Raw genomic sequence first — 17,096 nt, forward strand, 5'->3', positions numbered from 1 at the left:
GGCCGTCTCCCCTCAAAGACGGCCGGGCCTCCTCGCTTTCGCGGGCGGGTTACGCCGGGTCCAGCGCCAGTGCGTCGAAGACGAAGTTCGGGCTGAGGAACGTGTCGCCGCTGCTGCCGCTGAGCACCGACAGGGACAGCGTGTTACTGCCCTTCTTCAGCGCGCTCGCCGGGATGGTGAACGTGTACGTGGTGTTGTTGCCGCGCCAGGTGCCGCGGGTGACGCCGCGCGAGTTGAGGTTCACCGGGGTCGGGGAGGCCGACGCCGGCGAGGTGTAGCCGCCGATCGTGACGGCGGGTCGACCGCCGGCGAAGTTCGACGTGGTGGCGATTCGCAGTTTGGCGCCGTTCGCCGGGACCGAGGTCAGGTCGAAGCTCAGCGCGAGCGGCGAGTTGACCGACTTGAACTCGGCCATCGGGAAACCGGACGCGCCGGAGGCGACGGCCACGGTGCCGGGCTTCCACGACGACATCCGCGAGTCCGACGGGTGCATCGTCTCGATCTTGTCGGCGTTGCGGAAGCCGGCCGGGGTGCCGTCGAACGTACCGAGCTGGAACAGCGTGCCGGCGGCCGGGACGCTGCCGGTCATCGCCAGCGACGCGGTGCCGCCGGCGGTGACGGTGACCGTCTTGGTGGCGCCGACCGCGAGCTCACCGGCGTACAGGGTGGCGGTGTAGGTGCCCGGCTTGACGTGGCCGATCACGAACTGGCCGGACTTGACCTGACCCCAGTACTGCCCGTTGGTGCCGGCCAGGGCGACGGTGGCCTTCAGCCCGTTCCAGCTGCCGCTCGCGGTGCCGCTGACACCGCCGCGCTGCGCGTTGGAGAGCATTCCGGGGATGAACGACGCGAGGAAGTCCATGCTGCGGGCGGCGGGAGCCGCGCCGTCGGTCAGGGCGAGGGCGTACGGGCCGTGCAGGCCGAGCCGCAGGGCCTCGGTCTGCTGGTGCCCGCTGAACATGTAGTGCGTGATGTTGACGGCACTACCGGTGTCGTTGACCTCGATGTCGCGGAAGAACGGCCCGCCCGAGGTCATGTCGGTGTACGCCGGGATGATGTACGCCCCGTGCCCGTTGCCGCTCGCCCCGAACGGCTGCTGCGCGATCAGCCGCTGCGAGCTGAAGAACTTCGACGCCGTCTGCCCGTTGCCGAACGCGAACACGTCCGACCCCTCGACCGTGGTGGTCGCGCCGCCGGTCTTGGCGGCCGTGGGTGAGGTGGTCAGCACCGACGGCTTGAGCCGGGTGATGAACCGGGCCTCGCCGGGGTTGAGGGCCTTGGTGATGTTCGTGGCCATGTAGATCGTGTTGTCGTTCTTGCGGGCGAAGTAGTACTGGGTGACGCCGATCGACGTCTCCGTCGCGCTGATCAGGATCGAGCTGCCGTTGTTGAACGTCGTGCCGGTGACCGTCGCGGTCTTCCAGCCGGACTCGAACTGGCCGGCCGCGTACCCGGAGGCGGTGAGTTCGGTGCCGTTGTGCTTGAGCGTGGTCATGTTGCCGTTGGTGCCGTCGACGGTGAAGGTCAGGCCGGTCCCGGTGTCGAAGCTGACGTTCGCCGCCGCGCTCGCCCAGGGCTGGCCGACGCCGAGCAGGCCGACACCGGCCAGCACCGCCGTGGTGGCCAGGCCACCGGCCAGGGCCTTGCGCCGTTTCCGGACGGATTTCCGATCGGGTTGGGACATGGGACCACCTATGAGCGAGCCGTCGGGGACATGTGGAGGTGTTCCGGCGGGCTGGAAAGGTTGCTCGCGTCGGAGATCTTTTTCCGGGCCGCTCTCCTCCGGTGGCTTCTGCGGCCCATTCGGGGGTCGAGCGCCCGAATATGCGGTTGATATCCCTGACCACGGGTAGCAGTTGCGATTGACTAGGGTGATCGATGTGACGGTTTTCCAGATCGGCGAGGCGGCTGAGCTGCTCGGGGTCAGCACGGACACGGTCCGCCGCTGGGTCGACGCCGGGCGCCTCCCGGCGTCCCGCGACGAGCACGGTCGCCGGGTGATCGACGGCGTGGAGCTGGCCGGGTTCGTCCGCGCCCAGGCCGCCGAGCCGGACGGGCGGGCCGACGCGTCGTCGGCGCGCAACCGGCTGCGCGGCATCGTCACCGCGGTGGTCAAGGACACCGTGATGGCTCAGGTGGACATCCAGGCCGGGCCGTTCCGGCTGGTATCGCTGATGAGCCGGGAAGCCGTGGACGAGCTCGACCTGCGGGTCGGTTCGGTCGCGGTCGCCGTCATCAAGTCGACCACGGTGGTCGTGGAACGTGCCCAGTTGGGGAGGAACCCATGAGGCTTCGCGCTGCTGCCCTGGCAGCCCTGGTCCTATTGTCCGGATGCGGCTCGACATCTGACGACGAGGCGACTCCAGCGGAGAGCGGCGGTGTCACCGGCACCGTCACCGTCTTCGCCGCCGCCTCGCTCACCGAGTCGTTCACCACGATCGGCGAGCAGTTCGAGCAGAAGAACCCCGGCACCACGGTGACGTTCAGCTTCGCCGGCAGCTCGGCCCTGGCCACCCAGATCAACGAGGGCGCCCCGGCCGACGTGTTCGCCTCGGCCGCGCCGAAGAACATGGACGCCGTCACCTCGGCCGTCACGCCCACCACGTTCGCCAAGAACCAGCTGGTCATCGCGGTCGCCAAGGGCAACCCGAAGGGCATCACCGGCCTGGCCGGCCTGACCGGGGCCGACCTCAAAGTGGCGCTCTGCGCCGAAGCGGTGCCGTGCGGCGCGGCCGCCGAGACCGCCACCGAGGCGGCCGGTGTGACGATCACCCCGGTCACCCTGGAACAGGACGTCAAGGCGGCACTGTCCAAGGTGAAGCTCGGCGAGGTCGACGCGTCGCTGGTCTACCGCACCGACGCCAAGGCAGCCGCGGCCGACGTCGACGCGGTCGAGTTCCCCGAGTCGGAGAAGGCGATCAACGACTACCCGATCGCGGTGCTCAAGGAGGCGAAGAACCCGGTCGGCGCACAGGCGTTCGTCGCGTACATCGGCACCGACGAGGCCAAGGCGGTCCTGACCGAAGCCGGGTTCCAGGCGCCATGACCCGGCGCACCAGGGTCCCGGTGCCCCTGCTCGTGCCCGCGGCCCTGGGCCTGGTCTTCCTGGTCCTGCCGTTGGTGGGGCTGCTGGCGCGTACGCCGTGGTCGACCCTGCCGCAGCGCCTCGCCGAGCCCGAGGTGGCGATGGCGCTGCGGCTGTCGCTGCTCACCTCCACCCTGGCGACCCTGCTCTGCCTGGTGTTCGGCGTGCCGCTGGCCTGGATGCTGGCCCGCGTCGAGTTCCCCGGCCGGCGGCTGGTCCGCGCGCTGATCACCGTGCCGCTGGTGCTGCCGCCGGTGGTCGGCGGCATCGCCCTGCTGCTGGCCCTCGGGCGCCGGGGGCTGGTCGGGTCCTGGCTCGACGAGAACTTCGGGTTCAGCCTGCCGTTCACCACGGCCGGGGTGGTCGTCGCCGAGGCCTTCGTCGCCCTGCCCTTCCTGGTGATCTCGGTCGAGGGCGCCCTGCGCGGAGCCGACACCCGGTACGAGGAGGCCGCGGCGACCCTCGGCGCGACCCGCTGGATCAGCTTCACCCACGTCACGTTGCCGCTCGTCGCGCCGGGCATCGCGGCCGGCGGGGTGCTCTGCTGGGCGCGGGCCCTCGGCGAGTTCGGCGCGACGATCACCTTCGCCGGCAACTTCCCGGGAGTGACACAGACCATGCCGCTGGCGGTCTACCAGACCATGGAGAGCGGGGACCTCGAAGGCGCCGTGGTGCTCAGCCTGATCCTGCTCGCCGTCTCGGTCACCATCCTCGCCGCCCTCCGCGACCGCTGGCTGACCACGCCGTGACCGGGCACCTGGTCGACGCCCGGCTGCAGGTCCGGCGCGGCACCTTCGCACTCGACATCGCCCTGCGCATCCAGCCGGGCGAGACGGTTGCGCTGCTCGGCCCCAACGGCGCGGGCAAGACGACGGCACTGCGGGCACTCGCCGGCCTGACGCCGCTCTCCGGCGGGCGCCTGACCGTGGACGGGCACGACCTGGACCACCCGGAGAAGAAGACCTGGGTTCCCCCGGAGCAGCGCCCGATCGGTGTGGTGTTCCAGGACTACCTGCTGTTCCCGCACCTCAGCGCCCGCGACAACGTGGCGTTCGGCCCGCGCCGGCACGGCGTGGACCGCCGGACCGCCCACGCGACCGCCGACCGGTGGCTGGAGCGGGTGGGTCTGGCCGACCACGGCCGGCGCAAACCACGGCAGCTCTCCGGCGGTCAGGCACAGCGGGTCGCGCTGGCCCGGGCACTGGCCCTGGACCCGGCGCTGCTGCTGCTCGACGAGCCACTGGCGGCGCTCGACGCGCGTACCCGGCTGGAGACCCGGGCCGAACTGAACCGGCACCTGACCGCGCACCCCGGGGCGGCGCTGCTGGTCACCCACGATCCGCTCGACGCGCTGGTCCTCGCCGACCGGCTGGTGATCGTCGAGGACGGCCGGGTGGTGCAGGAGGGCGACGCGGCCACCATCACCGCACGACCGCGGACCGACTACGTGGCCCGGCTGGTCGGGCTGAACCTGTACCGGGGACACGGCGACGGGCACACCGTCGAGGTGGCCGGCGGGCTCGCACTGACCACCACGGACACGGTGCACGGCGAGGCGTTCGTGGCGTTCCCGCCCTCGGCCGTCGCGCTGCACCCCCACCGTCCCGACGGTTCGCCGCGCAACACCTGGTCGGCGACGCTCACCGACATCCAACGGCACGGCGACAACCTGCGGGTCCGCCTGGACGGGCCGATCAACGTGGCCGCGGACATCACCCCGGCGGCGGCCGCCCACCTCGAACTGGAACCGGGCCGCGAACTGTGGGTGGCCGTCAAAGCAGCCGAGACCCGGGCTTACACGGCGTAGCGAACGTTGCGGACTCTCTGCACGGCTGCCGCGACCGCCGTCCGGGGACTCGACAGCACCGGGACCCCGGGCAGCAGGCCGGCGGCCGGCGTCATGCTCGCCTGCGCCAACACCGTCACGTCCACGTCACCGGCCGTCGTCCGGATCCGATCGGCGATCGTCCGGTGATACCGCGGCAGGTCACCGGCCTCGAAAAACGGCCAGGCCGACAGGCACGGTACCGGCGTCAGCGTCACCTCCCGTCCGGCCCGGACGGCACTGTCGCGGATCAGCGCGCCGGTCGTCGCCCACGTCGACTCCAGAGCGAACGCGACCGCGATGCGCCCACCGGCAGCGACGGCGGCATCGGCCATCGGACGATCAACACGCATCAGGGGTACGCCGAAAGCACCGTCCAGCCCCTCCGCGGCGGCTCCGATCGTCGAGCACGTGCAGACGATCACGTCCGCGCCACTCAGTTCGGACAGCCGCGCCCGGAGCGCCGCCACGACCTCCGGGGTCACCCCGTCGACCCGGGCGCGGGCCAGCAGCGACTCGTCGACCACATGCCGGTCGTCCCAGTCCGGTGCGAGCTCCGCGCAGAGGTCGCGGAAGGTCGCGACGTGCACCTCAGCGGTGTGCAGAAAGCCGATCACGGTCACTCGCCGTACGCTACCTCCGCCACCGTCCCGCCCGGTGCAGGCCGTCGTCAGGTCCGCCGTCGGTAACGCCGGGAGGCCACGTTCTGCCGGTACTCGCGGCGGGCGCCGACCTGGCCCGCCACGAACTCCCACGTGTCCAGCCTTGTCGACCCGTACGGGCCCTCCTGGTGGATGGGCGGATCGCCGGACAGCCAGAACCCGCACCGGCGGGCCACGGACGTACTGGCGGTGTTGTCTGGGTCGATCCGCAACAACAACCGGCGCAGGCCGAGGGCTTCCCGTGCGTACCCCGCGAGGGTGGAGAGCGCGGCGGCAGCGAGGCCTCGGCGCCGATGAGGGCGACCCACCAGATAGCCGATCTCGGCCGTGAGGTCGGTGGTCACACCGAAGAGCGACACCTCACCCAGCGGACGGCCACCCTCCTCGGTGATCGCGAGCTGAATCCGGGAACCGTTCACCCGGCCCTGGCGGGCACGCCTGAGGTAGGCGACACCGGCCTCGGCGTCGAACGGCGACGGCATCGGCGTCCAGCGCGCGATGTCCGGCTCGTCGAGAAGCGCAACCAGATCGTCCAGGTCGTCGGCACCCCACTCGCGGAGGACGATGCCGGGTCCCGTCAACGTCAGCGGGTAGGGCAGCGGGCTGGCGGTCACTCTCAAAATCCTGCCCATATGGACCCGGTTCCTGCTAGTAGCGCTCGAAATGAAACATGCTCCTGGTCGGATTACCGATACGGCGCTTGACCTGCGGAGAAGTCGAATTAGGACTCTTTTGTGAGATCTTGCATGCGTCGTGCAGGATTACTCCATGTCGTCCTCACACTGGGCCGCCTACAACGCACGGCAGGCGGCACGACCGGTCCGCGAGCTGTGCCGTCGCGTGATCGACCTGGCCGGCCCGGGACGCGCCCGGACCGCCGTCGACCTCGGATGCGGCGCCGGACGGGAGACCCGGGCGCTGCTCGACGCCGGCTGGCGGGTGATCGCCCTCGACGGCGAACCCGGCACCCCACAGCGCGTCACCCGGACCATCGGCGGGCGGCACCCGGCGCTGGAAATCCGCGTCCAGGACTTCACGGAGATCCGCGAGCTGCCCGACGCCGATCTGATCTATGCGGGGTACGCGCTGCCACACCAGCCACCCGCCTCCTTCGACCGGGTGTGGGCGGCGGCACGGGCGGCACTCCGGCCCGGCGGGTGGCTCGCCGCGGACCTCTTCGGCGACCGGGACTCGTGGGCGGGCAACCCGCAGCTGACCTTCCTCGAAGAGGGTGAGCTGCGGGAACGCCTTCACGGGCTGGAGATCGTGCACTGGCGGGAGGAGGACGCGCCGGGGCCCGCGTTCAGTGGGCCCAAGCACTGGCACGTCTTCGAGGTCATCGGCACTTCACCGGCCGGCGGGGTGGACCGTGATCTCGACGCCGGCCGCCCGTAGCCGGTCGACCAGGGCATCGCCGAGAGCCGTGGCGGGAGTCAGCACCCCACCCTCGGACTCGGGAAGCCTGTCCCGGTCGAGGACGAGCGCGAGAGCGGACTCGCCGAGCATGACGGCGGTCGCCGCGTACCCCGGATCGCCTTTCGCCCGGAACCGGGCACGATAGCGCTCACCCTCCACCGTCGTGGTGAAGATGTCCACCGTGAAATGCCCGTTACGCCGGGTCTTCTCATCCGGGCCGGTCCCGGGTCTCGGCAGGATCCGGTCCAGCAGAAAACGCGTCGGCGGCACGGCCAGACCGAGGAAGAGACCGGTCAGGCCCATCTTGAGTCCGAAAGCGAACACCGGCGACAGCGGGGAGGCACCGACACTCACCGCCTCCCGGTAGCGGAACCGGCGACCGTAGGCGTGACCGCGCAGAGCGTTGCTGCGCCGCACCACCCGGGTGTTGTAGGAGGCCATCACGAACGGCGCCAACTGCCCGCGCAGACTCGGATCCACATCGGAGGCGGGCACCGAGACCATGTCCGGCTGGCGGCCCAGGTCCGGCTCGGCGTCGCGATCAGGAGTCAAGGAGTACGGGCTGGCGGCGGCCCGTCGCAGCGCGGGATCACTGCGTACCGCGTCCACCTGACCGCGCATCGAGTCGATCGTCCCGCCGCTGATACCCCCGGACAGACTCGTGACCACGAGCGTGGTGTCGGTGAGTTCGCTCCGGACATGCTTGTGGAGCACGTGAACGCCGATGTCGGACGGGATCGAGTCGAAACCGCACGAGTGCACGATCCGGGCACCGGTCCGCCGCGCCGTCTCATGATTCGCGGCGATGCTGTCCCGGACGAACAGCACCTCACCGCTCAGATCCAGATAGTCGGTGCCGGCCTCGGCACACGCGTTGACCAGCGGAAGACCGTGCCGCGCATAGGGGCCGACGGTCGTGACCACCACCCGTGTGCGGGCGGCCATGGTGGTCAACGCGTCCCGATCACCGGCGTCCGCAACGATCACGGGCCAGTCGACGCCCAGCCGTGCGCGTACCGACTCCAGTTTCTCCGGTGAACGGCCAGCCAGTGCAATTTGTGTTTCTGGTGGAGCATTCTCGGCCAGGTGTTGCGCCACCAGCGCACCGACGAAACCGGAAGCACCGTAGACGATCACATCGAAGTCGCGGCTCATGGCTGCCGATTGTGCACCCTGGGTGGAGGGTCGGCTACTGGCAGGTAGTTGGTGGTTATCCCGCAAAGGCCGACCAAAGCGTCTAATTTACGAGAAGGCGCCACCTGCCAGCCTCCGGGTTGGTGCACCATCACCGTGCTTCACACGCCGGTGAGCAGCACCGCGCCGGCCTTGCATGCCGGTGGCAGCATCGCGGCCGGCGTTTGTGCGCCGGTGGCGGCACGACACCGGCTCTGCATGCACGGTGGCAGCACGACACCGGCTCCGCATGCCGGTGACAACACCATCCGGCGGCCCGCACGCGGGCACCGTGGCCGGAACGCCGAATCCTTGCCGCCGGCCACGGACACGAACCCAGGCAGGGAGCGGGGGACCCACACGTTCCTCGGCGCTGACACGCGCCTCGGGGTGAAGCCGCACACGACGCGACCGGGCACCTCTGCCCGAACCCGACAGCTGACCTCGCAGGCGTGGAGGAAGCTCAGATGCATCACATACGTAAGCAGGCCGTTGTCGGACTCACCGGCACGATGGTCGCGTTCTCGCTGCTGGGCACCGAGTCGGCGGCTTTCGGGGCCGAGGTCAACTGGGATGCGGTAGCCCGCTGCGAATCAGGCGGCAACTGGCGGATCAACACCGGCAACGGCTACTACGGGGGCCTGCAGTTCACGCGTGGCACGTGGCGCGCCTACGGCGGGTCGAAGTTCGCCGGGACCGCGAACCGGGCCAGCAAGAGCGAACAGATCCACGTGGCGGAGCGGGTGCTCCGCGGCCAAGGCATCGGCGCGTGGCCGACATGCGGCAAACACGGCCGCCGGGGTGTCTCGTCCGCCGCGGCCCGCAAGGCGGCAGCCGAACGCAGAGCAGCCGCAACGGCCCGCGCGGAAGCCCGAGCGCAGGCCAGAGCGGAAGCCCGCAGGCAAGCCGCCCAGCGCAGAACAGCCGCCCGCCAGGCCTTGGCACAACGCCAGGCGGAGGCCCGCCGACGCGCAGCGCTGCGAGCAACCGAGATCCGCGAGAGGGCGATCCGCGAGAGGGCCCTGCGAGAGGCCGAAGCCCGCGAGTTCGCCGCCCGAGACGCCGCAGCCCGAGACGCCGCAGCCCGCGAGGCAGCCGCCCGCGAGGCAGCCGCCCAGGCGGACGCAACCCGTAAGACGGCCGCTCAGGAAGCGACAGTCCAGACCGCTGATGTACGTGCGGGTCAGAACACGGATGTACGTGCGGGTCAGAACACGGATGTGCGGACAGGGAAGAGCACGGCCGGCTCTGACGACACGAGCCGGAAGACGGCATCTCAGACAGCCGAAGTGCGCACAGGCAGAGACCCCGGCAGCGCCGGCAGCGCCGCCCAGAAGGCGACGGCCCCATCCGCCGGTGTGCGTGCGGGCAAGAACACCGGCGGCGTCGGCAGCGCCGCTCAGAAGGCGCCGGCCAAGACCGTTGAGGTGCGCGGGGGCGGGGGCTCATCGCGCGGCAGCTCGGACGAGCGACGTTTGGCGCGACCCGGGACGCAGGTCCGCGACGGGAGCGAGGTAACTCCGTCAGACGGCGCGTCGCGCGAAGTGGCCTCTGAACAGAATCGGATCATGCATGAGGCCGCGGCATGGGAGAGAGTCACCCGGCTGCGGATTCTTCGGCTGACGGGTCAAAAACGCCCCACCGGGGCCGCCACCGCTCAAGCTCAGACCGGTAGCGCGGCGGGCGACGGAAAGCGCCTCGATCCGACTGGACAACGACAGCGGCCAGCAGGACCGGGCACGGCAGAGCGAACGACAGCCGGACTTGGGGCAGCGGAGCAGGGGACGGCTGAGCGGGAGACGGCTGAGCGGGAGACGGCTGAGCGGGAGACGGCTGAGCGGGAGACGAAGGGGCGGGGGAGGATTCGTAGTGCGGTGCGAGTGGTCCTGGAAACGCGCCAAGGCCGTGAAATGCGGCTGGCCGCGACGCGGGCGGACGCGATCCGGCGGCAGATCGAACGGGCTGCGGCCGAGCGGAAGGCCTCGCTCAAAGCGGTAACCGCCTTCTCCGGTGCGGCAAGCGTGAGCGCGATCAGCCTGGTGCGTGGTGGCGGCACGCTGCTGCCGCGGAACCTGGCTGGTCCGACGCCTCCCGCGGGCGCCCCTCCTGCGGGGGCCCCTCCCGTGTTGGCGATTCCTGACGTCGCCGCCTCGGGATGGACCACACCGAGTCCGACCGCCTCCGGGGCGATGGCTCCGGGACCGTTCGTGCCCGGGCCGATCACGCCGGGCGTGGACCTCCCGAGCCCGGTGCCGGTGCGCGCCGAATCAGCGACATCGGGATCGACCGGCACCACACAGGGCAGCACGAGTTCGACCGGAACAGGGCTGACCGCGACGATGATGGCGGCTGTGGTGCGGGACCTGCGGGCTGACGACGCCGGCCGGACCCGAGCCGTCCGGATGAACCAGGTCGCGATGGCCAGTGCGGCCAAGCCGTTCCTACGGCCCATCCCCGGACGACCAGTCGCGGGACGGCCGATTGCCGGACGACCCGCCGGAGGACGGCCGGTTGCCGGACGACCCGCCGGAGAACGGCTCAGCACTGGCGGAACTGGCCGAACCGGCGGAACGGTGCGGAAGGGTGGCGTAGGAATAAGCGTCCACGTCGTGCGCCACGGTGACACACTGACCTCCATCGCGGCTCAGCACGACATCACGGGCGGCTGGCGTCATCTTTATCGCCTGAATGATGAGCTTCTGCGTAGCCCTCACCTGCTTTACCCCGGCCAGCGCATCACGCTGTGACCGTGGCGATCCGGCCGTCCCCGAACTCGCGGGACGGCCGGACCCATGCTCGCCGCGGCCCCGAAGGCCACAGCGAGCACAGCGACGCGCCTCATAGCGGGCACGACAGCACCCCTTACAACGGGCACGGCAGCACGCGTCACAACCGAAACGACAGCACGCGTCACAGCGAGCACGGCAGCGGCGTGTTTCACGGCCACGCGGTCACGGGGTGGGGTCGACGAACTCGGGCTGGTCGAGGACTCGCAACCAGGTGCCGTCAGGCTGCCGGCGGACGACCTGGGCCCGCGCGCCGGAACCGTCCTTCGGTGGCGTCGAGGTGAGCGCCAGGTCTCCGCTGATCAGAGTGGGCAGCGGCTGCTCGGGCTCGAACTGTGGCATCCGGGGAAGCAGTTCCTCCCACAGCTTGTGGATCGCGGCGCGACCGCGGGTCTGCGAGCCGGGCGGGAAAGCCATCACGGCGTCCTCCTCGTAGAGCAGCGACAGGCCCTCGGCATCCTTGGCATTGGCGCGCTCGACGAAGAGACGCGTCAGGTCTTCGGGCTGGTGAGCCTTGGCGTGTTCGGTCATGCCTCCACTCTTCCCCTCCCCCGATAACAAGTCCAACGCATACTTCTCATGACAACTACAATCCTGACTCATGGATCTGCGTCAGCTCGAGTACTTCGTCGCGGTCGCCGAGACCGCCAGTTTCACGCGGGCGGCGGAACGCGTACACATCACGCAATCCGGGGTCAGCGCGCAGATCAAGGCCTTGGAGCATGAGCTCGGTGCCCGGCTCTTCGACCGCAGCGGCCGGTCCGCCCAGCTCACCGAGGCGGGGTCGGCGGCTCTCCGGTACGCCCGTGCCGCGCTCGACGCCGCCGCCGATCTCCGTGACTCCATCGACGACGTGTTCGGACTGGTCCGGGGGCGGCTCGCGGTGGGCATGGTGGTGGGCTGCGAGGTGACCCCGCTCTTCGACGCGCTCGCCGCATTTCATCACGCGCACCCGGACATCGAATTGGAGTTGCAGGAGGCGAACTCCGATCTGCTCGTCGCCCGCGTACGCACGGGCAGCCTCGACATCGCACTCGTCGGCACCGCCGGCGAACCGCCGGAACACCTCGAGAGCCACGTGATCGTGAAGGAACCGTTGGTGGCGTTGACTCCGCCGGACAGCGAACTCGCCACGGTGGGGCGGCTCTCGGTGACCGGGCTTTCCGCGTACCCGATGATCTCGCTCCCGAAAGGCACCGGAATCCGCGACGTGCTCGATCAGGCCTGTGCCGCGCAGCGTGTCACGCCCGACATCGCGCTGGTCGCGACCTCACCGAACACGGTTGCCGGACTGGCGCGGCGCGGACTGGGCGTGGCGGTGCTGAGCGAGTCGATGGCGGCCGCATACCCGGATCTGACAGCCGTTCCGATCGACGGCATGGACATCCCGGCGCTGCTCGCATTGGTGTGGCAGGAACGGAGCAGCCCCGCACTGGCCGTCTTTCTCGAGCATTGCCGGACGGCATTCGCCTGACGGACACCGGGCGCGTCACCCGTCGGCATCCGGTGGGGGTGCGGCGCCGGTCATGATGGCCACCGCGTCGGACATCGAGTGGGAGCGCGGGGTGACGACCGCGATGCGGCGGCCCAGTCGCTGGATGTGGATGCGGTCGGCGACCTCGAAGACGTGCGGCATGTTGTGGCTGATCAGGATCACCGGCAGGCCCCGGTCACGGACGTCGCGGATCAGCTGCAGGACCCGGTTGCCCTCCTTCACGCCCAGGGCCGCGGTCGGCTCGTCGAGGATCACCACCTTGCTGCCGAACGCCGCGGAGCGGGCCACCGCCACCGCCTGGCGCTGGCCCCCGGAGAGCGACTCCACGGCCTGGCCGATGTTCTGCAGGGTCGCCACGCCGAGCTCGCTCATGTGCCGGGCGGCCTCCGACCGCATGTGCCCGCGGTCCAGCATCCGGAAGACCGATCCGAGCAGCCCGGGCCGGCGCTCCTCCCGGCCGAGGAACAGGTTGTCGGCGATGTCCAGACCCGGGGCGACCGCCAGCGTCTGGTGGACCGTCTCGATGCCGGCCGCCCGAGCCTCCAGCGGATTGCGGAACCGCACCGGTTCGCCGTCCAGCAGGATCTCGCCGCTGTCCGGGACGATCGCACCGGACAGCGCCTTGATCAGGCTGGACTTGCCGGCACCGTTGTCGCCGATCACCGCCAGGATCTCGCCGGGCAACAGCTCCAGATCGCTGCCGTCGATGGCGACGACCCGGCCGTACCGCTTGGTCAGGCCGGTGGCCTGCAGCACCGGGGTGGTCACGTCCGCACCCTCCTGATCCACTGATCCAGCGAGACGGCGGTCAGCACCAGCAGGCCGATCGCGAACCCCTGCCAGACCACCTCGACCCCGGCGAGCTGCAGGCCGTTGCGGAACACCCCGACGATCAGCGCGCCGATCAGGGTGCCGATGACACCGCCCCGGCCACCGAACAGGCTGGTGCCGCCGAGCACGACGGCGGTGATCGAGTCCAGGTTGTACTCGGTGCCGACGTTCGGGCTGGCCGAGGCGAGACGTCCGATGAGGATCCAGCCGGCCACCGCGTACAGCAGGCCCGCGGTGGTGTAGACCGAGAACAGCACCCGGCCGGTACGGATGCCGGCCAGGCGGGCCGCCTCCCCGTCGTCGCCGGTCGCGTACACGTGTTTGCCCCAGGCGGTCCAGGTCAGGGCGTACCAGAAGAACCCGAACAGGATCAGCATGATGATCGAGCCGTAGCTCAGCTGGAAACCACCGATCCCGATCGCCTCGCCGGTCCAGGTCATCAGGCCCGGCATGTCCGTGCCACGGACCGTCTCACTGTTGCTGACCACGGCGTTCAGCGAGAAGAAGATGGTCAGCGTGCCGAGAGTGACGATGAACGGCGGCAGCTTGATCCGGGTGACCAGCAGACCGTTGAACGCGCCCATCGCGGTTCCGCAGACCAGGCCGAGCAACAGCGCGATCGGTCCGGGCATCCCCGACCGTACGCAGAACGCCGCCATCAGCACCGACGAGAACACCGCGATCGCCCCGGCCGCCAGGTCGATCCCCGCGGTCAGGATGATCAGGGTCTGTCCCAGTGCCAGCGTGGCGATCACGGTGACCTGCAGCAGCACCAGGGACAGGTTGGCGGCGGAGAAGAACCGGGCGTTGACGATCGAGAACGCGACGATCGCCACCAGCAGGACGGCCAGCGGGCCCAGCACCGGGTTGGCGTGCAGCAGATGCTGAACACGCGCCGGCAGCGAGTCGTGCTGACGGCTCTCGAAGTCGGCGGCGGTCGTGGTGGCCATGTCAGCCCCAGCAGTTCTGCTTGCCCCACGTGGAGTCCTTCGCCTCCACGCCGGCCTGCGGCTGATCGGTGATCAGTTGTACGCCGGTGTCCACGAAACTCTTGCCGGCGGTGTTCTGCGGGCGGGTGCCGTCCTGCGCGTACCGGTTGATCGCCTCGATGCCCAGCTCGGCCATCTTGACCGGGAACTGCATCGAGGTGGCGCCGATGACACCGCTCGCCACGTTGTCGACACCCGGGCAGCCGCCGTCGACCGACACGATCGTGACGTCCTGCGCCTTGCCGGCCGCTTTCAGGGCCTCGTACGCCCCCGCCGCGGCAGGCTCGTTGATGGTGTAGACCAGGTTGATCGACGGGTCCTTCTGCAAGAGGTTCTCCATCGCGGTGCGCCCACCCTCCTCGTTGCCGTCGGTGACGTCGTGCCCGGCGATCCGCGGGTCGTTCTCGTCGCCGATCCGGCCCGGGTCGCCGTTCGGAATGCCGAAACCGTCCAGGAAACCCTGGTCCCGCTGGACGTCGACGGACACCTGATTGGGGTTGAGGTCGAGCATCGCGATCCGCGCCTCGGTCCCGCCGGCCGCGAACTTCGCCTTCGCCCACTGCCCGATCAGACGGCCGGCCTCGTAGTTGTCGGTGGCGAACGTGGCGTCCACCGCGTCCGGCGGGTCGACCGGGGTGTCCAGCGCGATGACCAGCATGTCGGCCTTCCGCGCCCGGTCGATGGACGGCACGATCGCCTTCGAGTCGTTCGGGGTGATCAGGAAGCCCTCGGCGCCGAACGAGATCAGGTTTTCGATCGCCTGGACCTGGGCCTCGTTGTCGCCGTCCTGACGGCCGGCGAAGGACTGCAGCTCCAGCCTGTGCTGCCCGGCGGCGCGTTCGGCGCCCTTCTTCATGGTGACGAAGAACGGGTTGGTGTCGGTCTTGGTCACCAGGCCGACCACCGGTTCGCCGGTGCCCCGGTTGCAGGCGGCGCCGGCGAGCGCCAGCGCGACACAGCCGGTAACCGCGAGAAGCCTGCGCATGTCACCTCCCGACGACGACGCTGTCTGGAGTAGACGCCCGCACCACCGGAGTGTCAACAACAAGTTTCGATGTGATTGCCGTGGGTGATCATCGCCTGATGATCGACTCCGGAAACGACACTGCCCCCGCCGGCACGAGGCAGGCGGGGGCAGTGCTGCGAACGGTCAGGCTCAGAGGCCCAGGTCCACCGACGGGTAGAGCGGGAACGGGGCGAGCAGCTCGGAAGCCTGCTTGTGCACCCGCTCGGACAGCGCCGGGTCGAGGGTGAACTTGGCCTTGGAACCCTCAGCCGGGGTGGTGTTGCTGAGAACCGTGTAGATCAGCTCGGCGATCTGGTCCATCTCGGCGGTGCCGAGGCCCCGGCTGGTCAGAGCCGGGGTGCCGACGCGGATGCCCGAGGTGTACCAGGCGCCGTTCGGGTCGTTGGGGATCGCGTTGCGGTTCGTGACGATGCCGGAGTCGAGCAGGGCCTGCTCGGCCTGCCGGCCGGTGATGCCGTACGGGTGGACGTCGAGCAGCACCAGGTGGTTGTCGGTGCCACCGGACACCACCTGCACGCCCCGCTTGAGCAGCCCCTCGGCGAGCGCCTGGCTGTTGGTGACGATCTGCTGGGCGTAGGTGGCGAACTCGGGCCGGCGTGCCTCCGCGAACGCGATCGCCTTGGCGGCCATCACGTGCGGCAGCGGGCCACCGAGAACCATCGGGCAACCCCGGTCGACCTGCGACGACAGCTCCGGCTGGCAGAACACGGCGCCACCGCGCGGGCCGCGAAGGCTCTTGTGGGTGGTGGTGGTGACGATGTGCGCGTGCGGGATGGGGTTGTAGTCCCCGGTGAACACGCCACCCGCGACCAGACCGGCGAAGTGCGCCATGTCGACCATGAAGGTCGCGCCCACCGCGTCGGCGATCTCCCGCATCTTCGCGAAATTCACCTTCCGCGGGTACGCCGAATAGCCGCCGACGATGACGGCGGGCTTGAACTCCTTGGCCGTCTCCAGCAGCTGCGCGTAGTCGATCTGACCGGTGGCCGGGTCGACACCGTAGCTGCGCTGGTCGAACATCTTGCCGGAGATGTTCGGACGGAACCCGTGGGTGAGGTGGCCGCCCGCGTCGAGGGACATGCCCAGCAGACGCTGGTTGCCGAACGCCTGCCGCAGCTCGGACCACTCGGCGTCGGTCAGGTCGTTGATCTGCCGCTTCTCGAACTTCTTGAGGTAGGGCACCTCGACCCGGTCGGCGAGGATCGCCCAGTAGGCGACCAGGTTGGCGTCGATGCCGGAGTGCGGCTGCACATAGGCGTAGGGCGCGTCGAACAGCGCCTTGGCGTGCTCGACGGCCACCGACTCGACGGTGTCGACGTTCTGGCAGCCGGCGTAGAACCGGCGCCCGATGGTGCCCTCCGCGTACTTGTCGGAGAGCCAGTTGCCCATGGCCAGCAGCACGGCCGGCGAGGCGTAGTTCTCAGAGGCGATGAGCTTCAGCGACTCGCGCTGGTCGCCCAGCTCCTTGACGATCGCGTCAGCGATGCGCGGCTCGACGGACCGCACCACTTCGAGCGCGGACCGGAACGCAGTAGATTCAGCATTGAGCTCAGACACGGGACCTCCCAATCGGGTTAGCGAAGAGGCCCAGGCGCACGGCATGTTCGTCATCTCGACGAGGCCGCTCCCCGATGGTCAACCCATCCGAACGCGCCAGTCACGGCCTGAGAAAGAGCATACAACGAAGAAAGGCCCACCCCGAAGGGTGGGCCTTTCTCAACGTTAAGTCCGGCGGCGTCCTACTCTCCCACACCCTCCCGAGTGCAGTACCATCGGCGCTGGAGGGCTTAGCTACCGGGTTCGGAAT

At 69.8% G+C, this 17,096-nt stretch carries 16 protein-coding genes, 1 rRNA gene and 2 riboswitches; of the genes, 7 read left to right on the forward strand and 10 right to left on the reverse strand.

Annotated features, from left to right (window positions below; translation table 11 throughout):
* Window positions 1-49 precede the first annotated feature (49 nt).
* Window positions 50-1,684 carry a rhamnogalacturonan lyase B N-terminal domain-containing protein gene (locus QSK32_RS44520; RefSeq protein ID WP_052720895.1) on the reverse strand — a complete coding sequence of 545 codons (1,635 nt, stop codon included), beginning with the start codon at window positions 1,682-1,684 and terminating at the stop codon, window positions 50-52.
* A 196-nt stretch (window positions 1,685-1,880) separates the two neighbouring features.
* On the opposite strand from QSK32_RS44520, the gene QSK32_RS44525 reads away from it, so the two are divergent.
* The 4 genes from QSK32_RS44525 to QSK32_RS44540 are packed head-to-tail and all read left to right on the forward strand — an operon-like array spanning window position 1,881 to window position 4,892.
* On the forward strand, window positions 1,881-2,288 hold the full coding sequence (locus tag QSK32_RS44525) for a TOBE domain-containing protein (protein ID WP_045745352.1): 408 nt from the start codon (window positions 1,881-1,883) through the stop codon (window positions 2,286-2,288).
* The gene (modA, locus tag QSK32_RS44530; RefSeq protein ID WP_045745351.1) at window positions 2,285-3,046 is read left to right on the forward strand and encodes a molybdate ABC transporter substrate-binding protein; all 762 of its coding nucleotides are present in this window, start codon (window positions 2,285-2,287) and stop codon (window positions 3,044-3,046) included. The genes QSK32_RS44525 and modA overlap by 4 nt, the downstream gene beginning before the upstream one ends.
* Window positions 3,043-3,834: an ABC transporter permease gene (locus QSK32_RS44535; protein WP_285475449.1), complete on the forward strand. Its 792-nt coding sequence runs from the start codon at window positions 3,043-3,045 to the stop codon at window positions 3,832-3,834. Before modA ends, QSK32_RS44535 begins: the two co-directional genes overlap by 4 nt.
* Entirely contained in the window at window positions 3,816-4,892 is a 1,077-nt protein-coding gene (locus QSK32_RS44540) for an ABC transporter ATP-binding protein (RefSeq protein ID WP_285475455.1), read from the forward strand. Before QSK32_RS44535 ends, QSK32_RS44540 begins: the two co-directional genes overlap by 19 nt.
* On the opposite strand, the gene QSK32_RS44545 is transcribed toward QSK32_RS44540, so the two are convergent.
* Together QSK32_RS44545 and QSK32_RS44550 are read right to left on the reverse strand one after the other, a co-directional pair.
* Entirely contained in the window at window positions 4,880-5,533 is a 654-nt protein-coding gene (locus QSK32_RS44545) for an aspartate/glutamate racemase family protein (RefSeq protein ID WP_157411290.1), read from the reverse strand. The genes QSK32_RS44540 and QSK32_RS44545 overlap by 13 nt on opposite strands.
* Window positions 5,534-5,580: 47 nt before the next feature.
* Window positions 5,581-6,186, reverse strand: a complete 606-nt coding sequence (locus QSK32_RS44550) for a GNAT family N-acetyltransferase (RefSeq protein WP_285475450.1) — start codon at window positions 6,184-6,186, stop codon at window positions 5,581-5,583.
* A 154-nt stretch (window positions 6,187-6,340) separates the two neighbouring features.
* On the opposite strand from QSK32_RS44550, the gene QSK32_RS44555 reads away from it, so the two are divergent.
* Window positions 6,341-6,967, forward strand: a complete 627-nt coding sequence (locus QSK32_RS44555; protein ID WP_285475451.1) for a class I SAM-dependent methyltransferase — start codon at window positions 6,341-6,343, stop codon at window positions 6,965-6,967.
* Here QSK32_RS44555 and QSK32_RS44560 read toward each other — a convergent pair.
* A complete protein-coding gene (locus tag QSK32_RS44560) occupies window positions 6,920-8,143 on the reverse strand; it encodes a saccharopine dehydrogenase family protein (RefSeq protein ID WP_045745347.1) in 1,224 nt (407 codons plus the stop codon). The two genes, QSK32_RS44555 and QSK32_RS44560, sit on opposite strands and share 48 nt — an antisense overlap.
* Before the next feature lie 310 nt (window positions 8,144-8,453).
* A riboswitch (cyclic di-AMP (ydaO/yuaA leader) is annotated at window positions 8,454-8,628 on the forward strand.
* On the opposite strand from QSK32_RS44560, the gene QSK32_RS45655 reads away from it, so the two are divergent.
* The gene (locus QSK32_RS45655) at window positions 8,629-10,908 is read left to right on the forward strand and encodes a transglycosylase family protein (protein ID WP_353051021.1); all 2,280 of its coding nucleotides are present in this window, start codon (window positions 8,629-8,631) and stop codon (window positions 10,906-10,908) included.
* A 204-nt stretch (window positions 10,909-11,112) separates the two neighbouring features.
* Here the strand turns inward: QSK32_RS45655 and QSK32_RS44575 are convergent, their stop codons facing one another.
* Window positions 11,113-11,478: a YybH family protein gene (locus QSK32_RS44575; protein WP_285475452.1), complete on the reverse strand. Its 366-nt coding sequence runs from the start codon at window positions 11,476-11,478 to the stop codon at window positions 11,113-11,115.
* A 70-nt stretch (window positions 11,479-11,548) separates the two neighbouring features.
* On the opposite strand from QSK32_RS44575, the gene QSK32_RS44580 reads away from it, so the two are divergent.
* Entirely contained in the window at window positions 11,549-12,421 is an 873-nt protein-coding gene (locus tag QSK32_RS44580; protein ID WP_045745345.1) for a LysR family transcriptional regulator, read from the forward strand.
* A 15-nt stretch (window positions 12,422-12,436) separates the two neighbouring features.
* Here QSK32_RS44580 and QSK32_RS44585 read toward each other — a convergent pair whose 3' ends face one another.
* The 5 genes from QSK32_RS44585 to rrf all read right to left on the reverse strand — a co-directional run.
* A complete protein-coding gene (locus QSK32_RS44585; protein ID WP_285475453.1) occupies window positions 12,437-13,210 on the reverse strand; it encodes an ATP-binding cassette domain-containing protein in 774 nt (257 codons plus the stop codon).
* Complete coding sequence (locus QSK32_RS44590; protein ID WP_045745344.1) at window positions 13,207-14,223, reverse strand: ABC transporter permease; 1,017 nt, start codon at window positions 14,221-14,223, stop codon at window positions 13,207-13,209. Before QSK32_RS44590 ends, QSK32_RS44585 begins: the two co-directional genes overlap by 4 nt.
* A gap of 1 nt (window position 14,224) precedes the next feature.
* Window positions 14,225-15,247 (reverse strand): sugar ABC transporter substrate-binding protein, encoded by a 1,023-nt coding sequence (locus QSK32_RS44595; RefSeq protein ID WP_045745343.1) that lies wholly within the window; start codon window positions 15,245-15,247, stop codon window positions 14,225-14,227.
* A gap of 171 nt (window positions 15,248-15,418) precedes the next feature.
* Entirely contained in the window at window positions 15,419-16,846 is a 1,428-nt protein-coding gene (locus QSK32_RS44600) for a glycine hydroxymethyltransferase (RefSeq protein ID WP_285475454.1), read from the reverse strand.
* 21 nt (window positions 16,847-16,867) lie between these two features.
* A riboswitch (ZMP/ZTP riboswitch) is annotated at window positions 16,868-16,960 on the reverse strand.
* A 55-nt stretch (window positions 16,961-17,015) separates the two neighbouring features.
* Window positions 17,016-17,096: ribosomal RNA gene (rrf, locus tag QSK32_RS45810) — 5S ribosomal RNA — on the reverse strand; the annotation flags it as partial.

Source organism: Actinoplanes sp. NBRC 101535 (genome assembly GCF_030269225.1).
GTDB lineage: Bacteria > Actinomycetota > Actinomycetes > Mycobacteriales > Micromonosporaceae > Actinoplanes > Actinoplanes rectilineatus.

Coding starts and splice junctions, on each gene's coding strand:
- QSK32_RS44590 (WP_045745344.1), bottom strand. CDS start 14,223: ATGGCCACCACGACCGCCGCCGACTTCGAGAGCCGTCAGCACGACTCG.
- QSK32_RS44560 (WP_045745347.1), bottom strand. CDS start 8,143: ATGAGCCGCGACTTCGATGTGATCGTCTACGGTGCTTCCGGTTTCGTC.
- QSK32_RS44555 (WP_285475451.1), top strand. CDS start 6,341: ATGTCGTCCTCACACTGGGCCGCCTACAACGCACGGCAGGCGGCACGA.
- QSK32_RS44575 (WP_285475452.1), bottom strand. CDS start 11,478: ATGACCGAACACGCCAAGGCTCACCAGCCCGAAGACCTGACGCGTCTC.
- QSK32_RS44595 (WP_045745343.1), bottom strand. CDS start 15,247: ATGCGCAGGCTTCTCGCGGTTACCGGCTGTGTCGCGCTGGCGCTCGCC.
- modA (WP_045745351.1), top strand. CDS start 2,285: ATGAGGCTTCGCGCTGCTGCCCTGGCAGCCCTGGTCCTATTGTCCGGA.
- QSK32_RS45655 (WP_353051021.1), top strand. CDS start 8,629: ATGCATCACATACGTAAGCAGGCCGTTGTCGGACTCACCGGCACGATG.
- QSK32_RS44520 (WP_052720895.1), bottom strand. CDS start 1,684: ATGTCCCAACCCGATCGGAAATCCGTCCGGAAACGGCGCAAGGCCCTG.
- QSK32_RS44535 (WP_285475449.1), top strand. CDS start 3,043: ATGACCCGGCGCACCAGGGTCCCGGTGCCCCTGCTCGTGCCCGCGGCC.
- QSK32_RS44580 (WP_045745345.1), top strand. CDS start 11,549: ATGGATCTGCGTCAGCTCGAGTACTTCGTCGCGGTCGCCGAGACCGCC.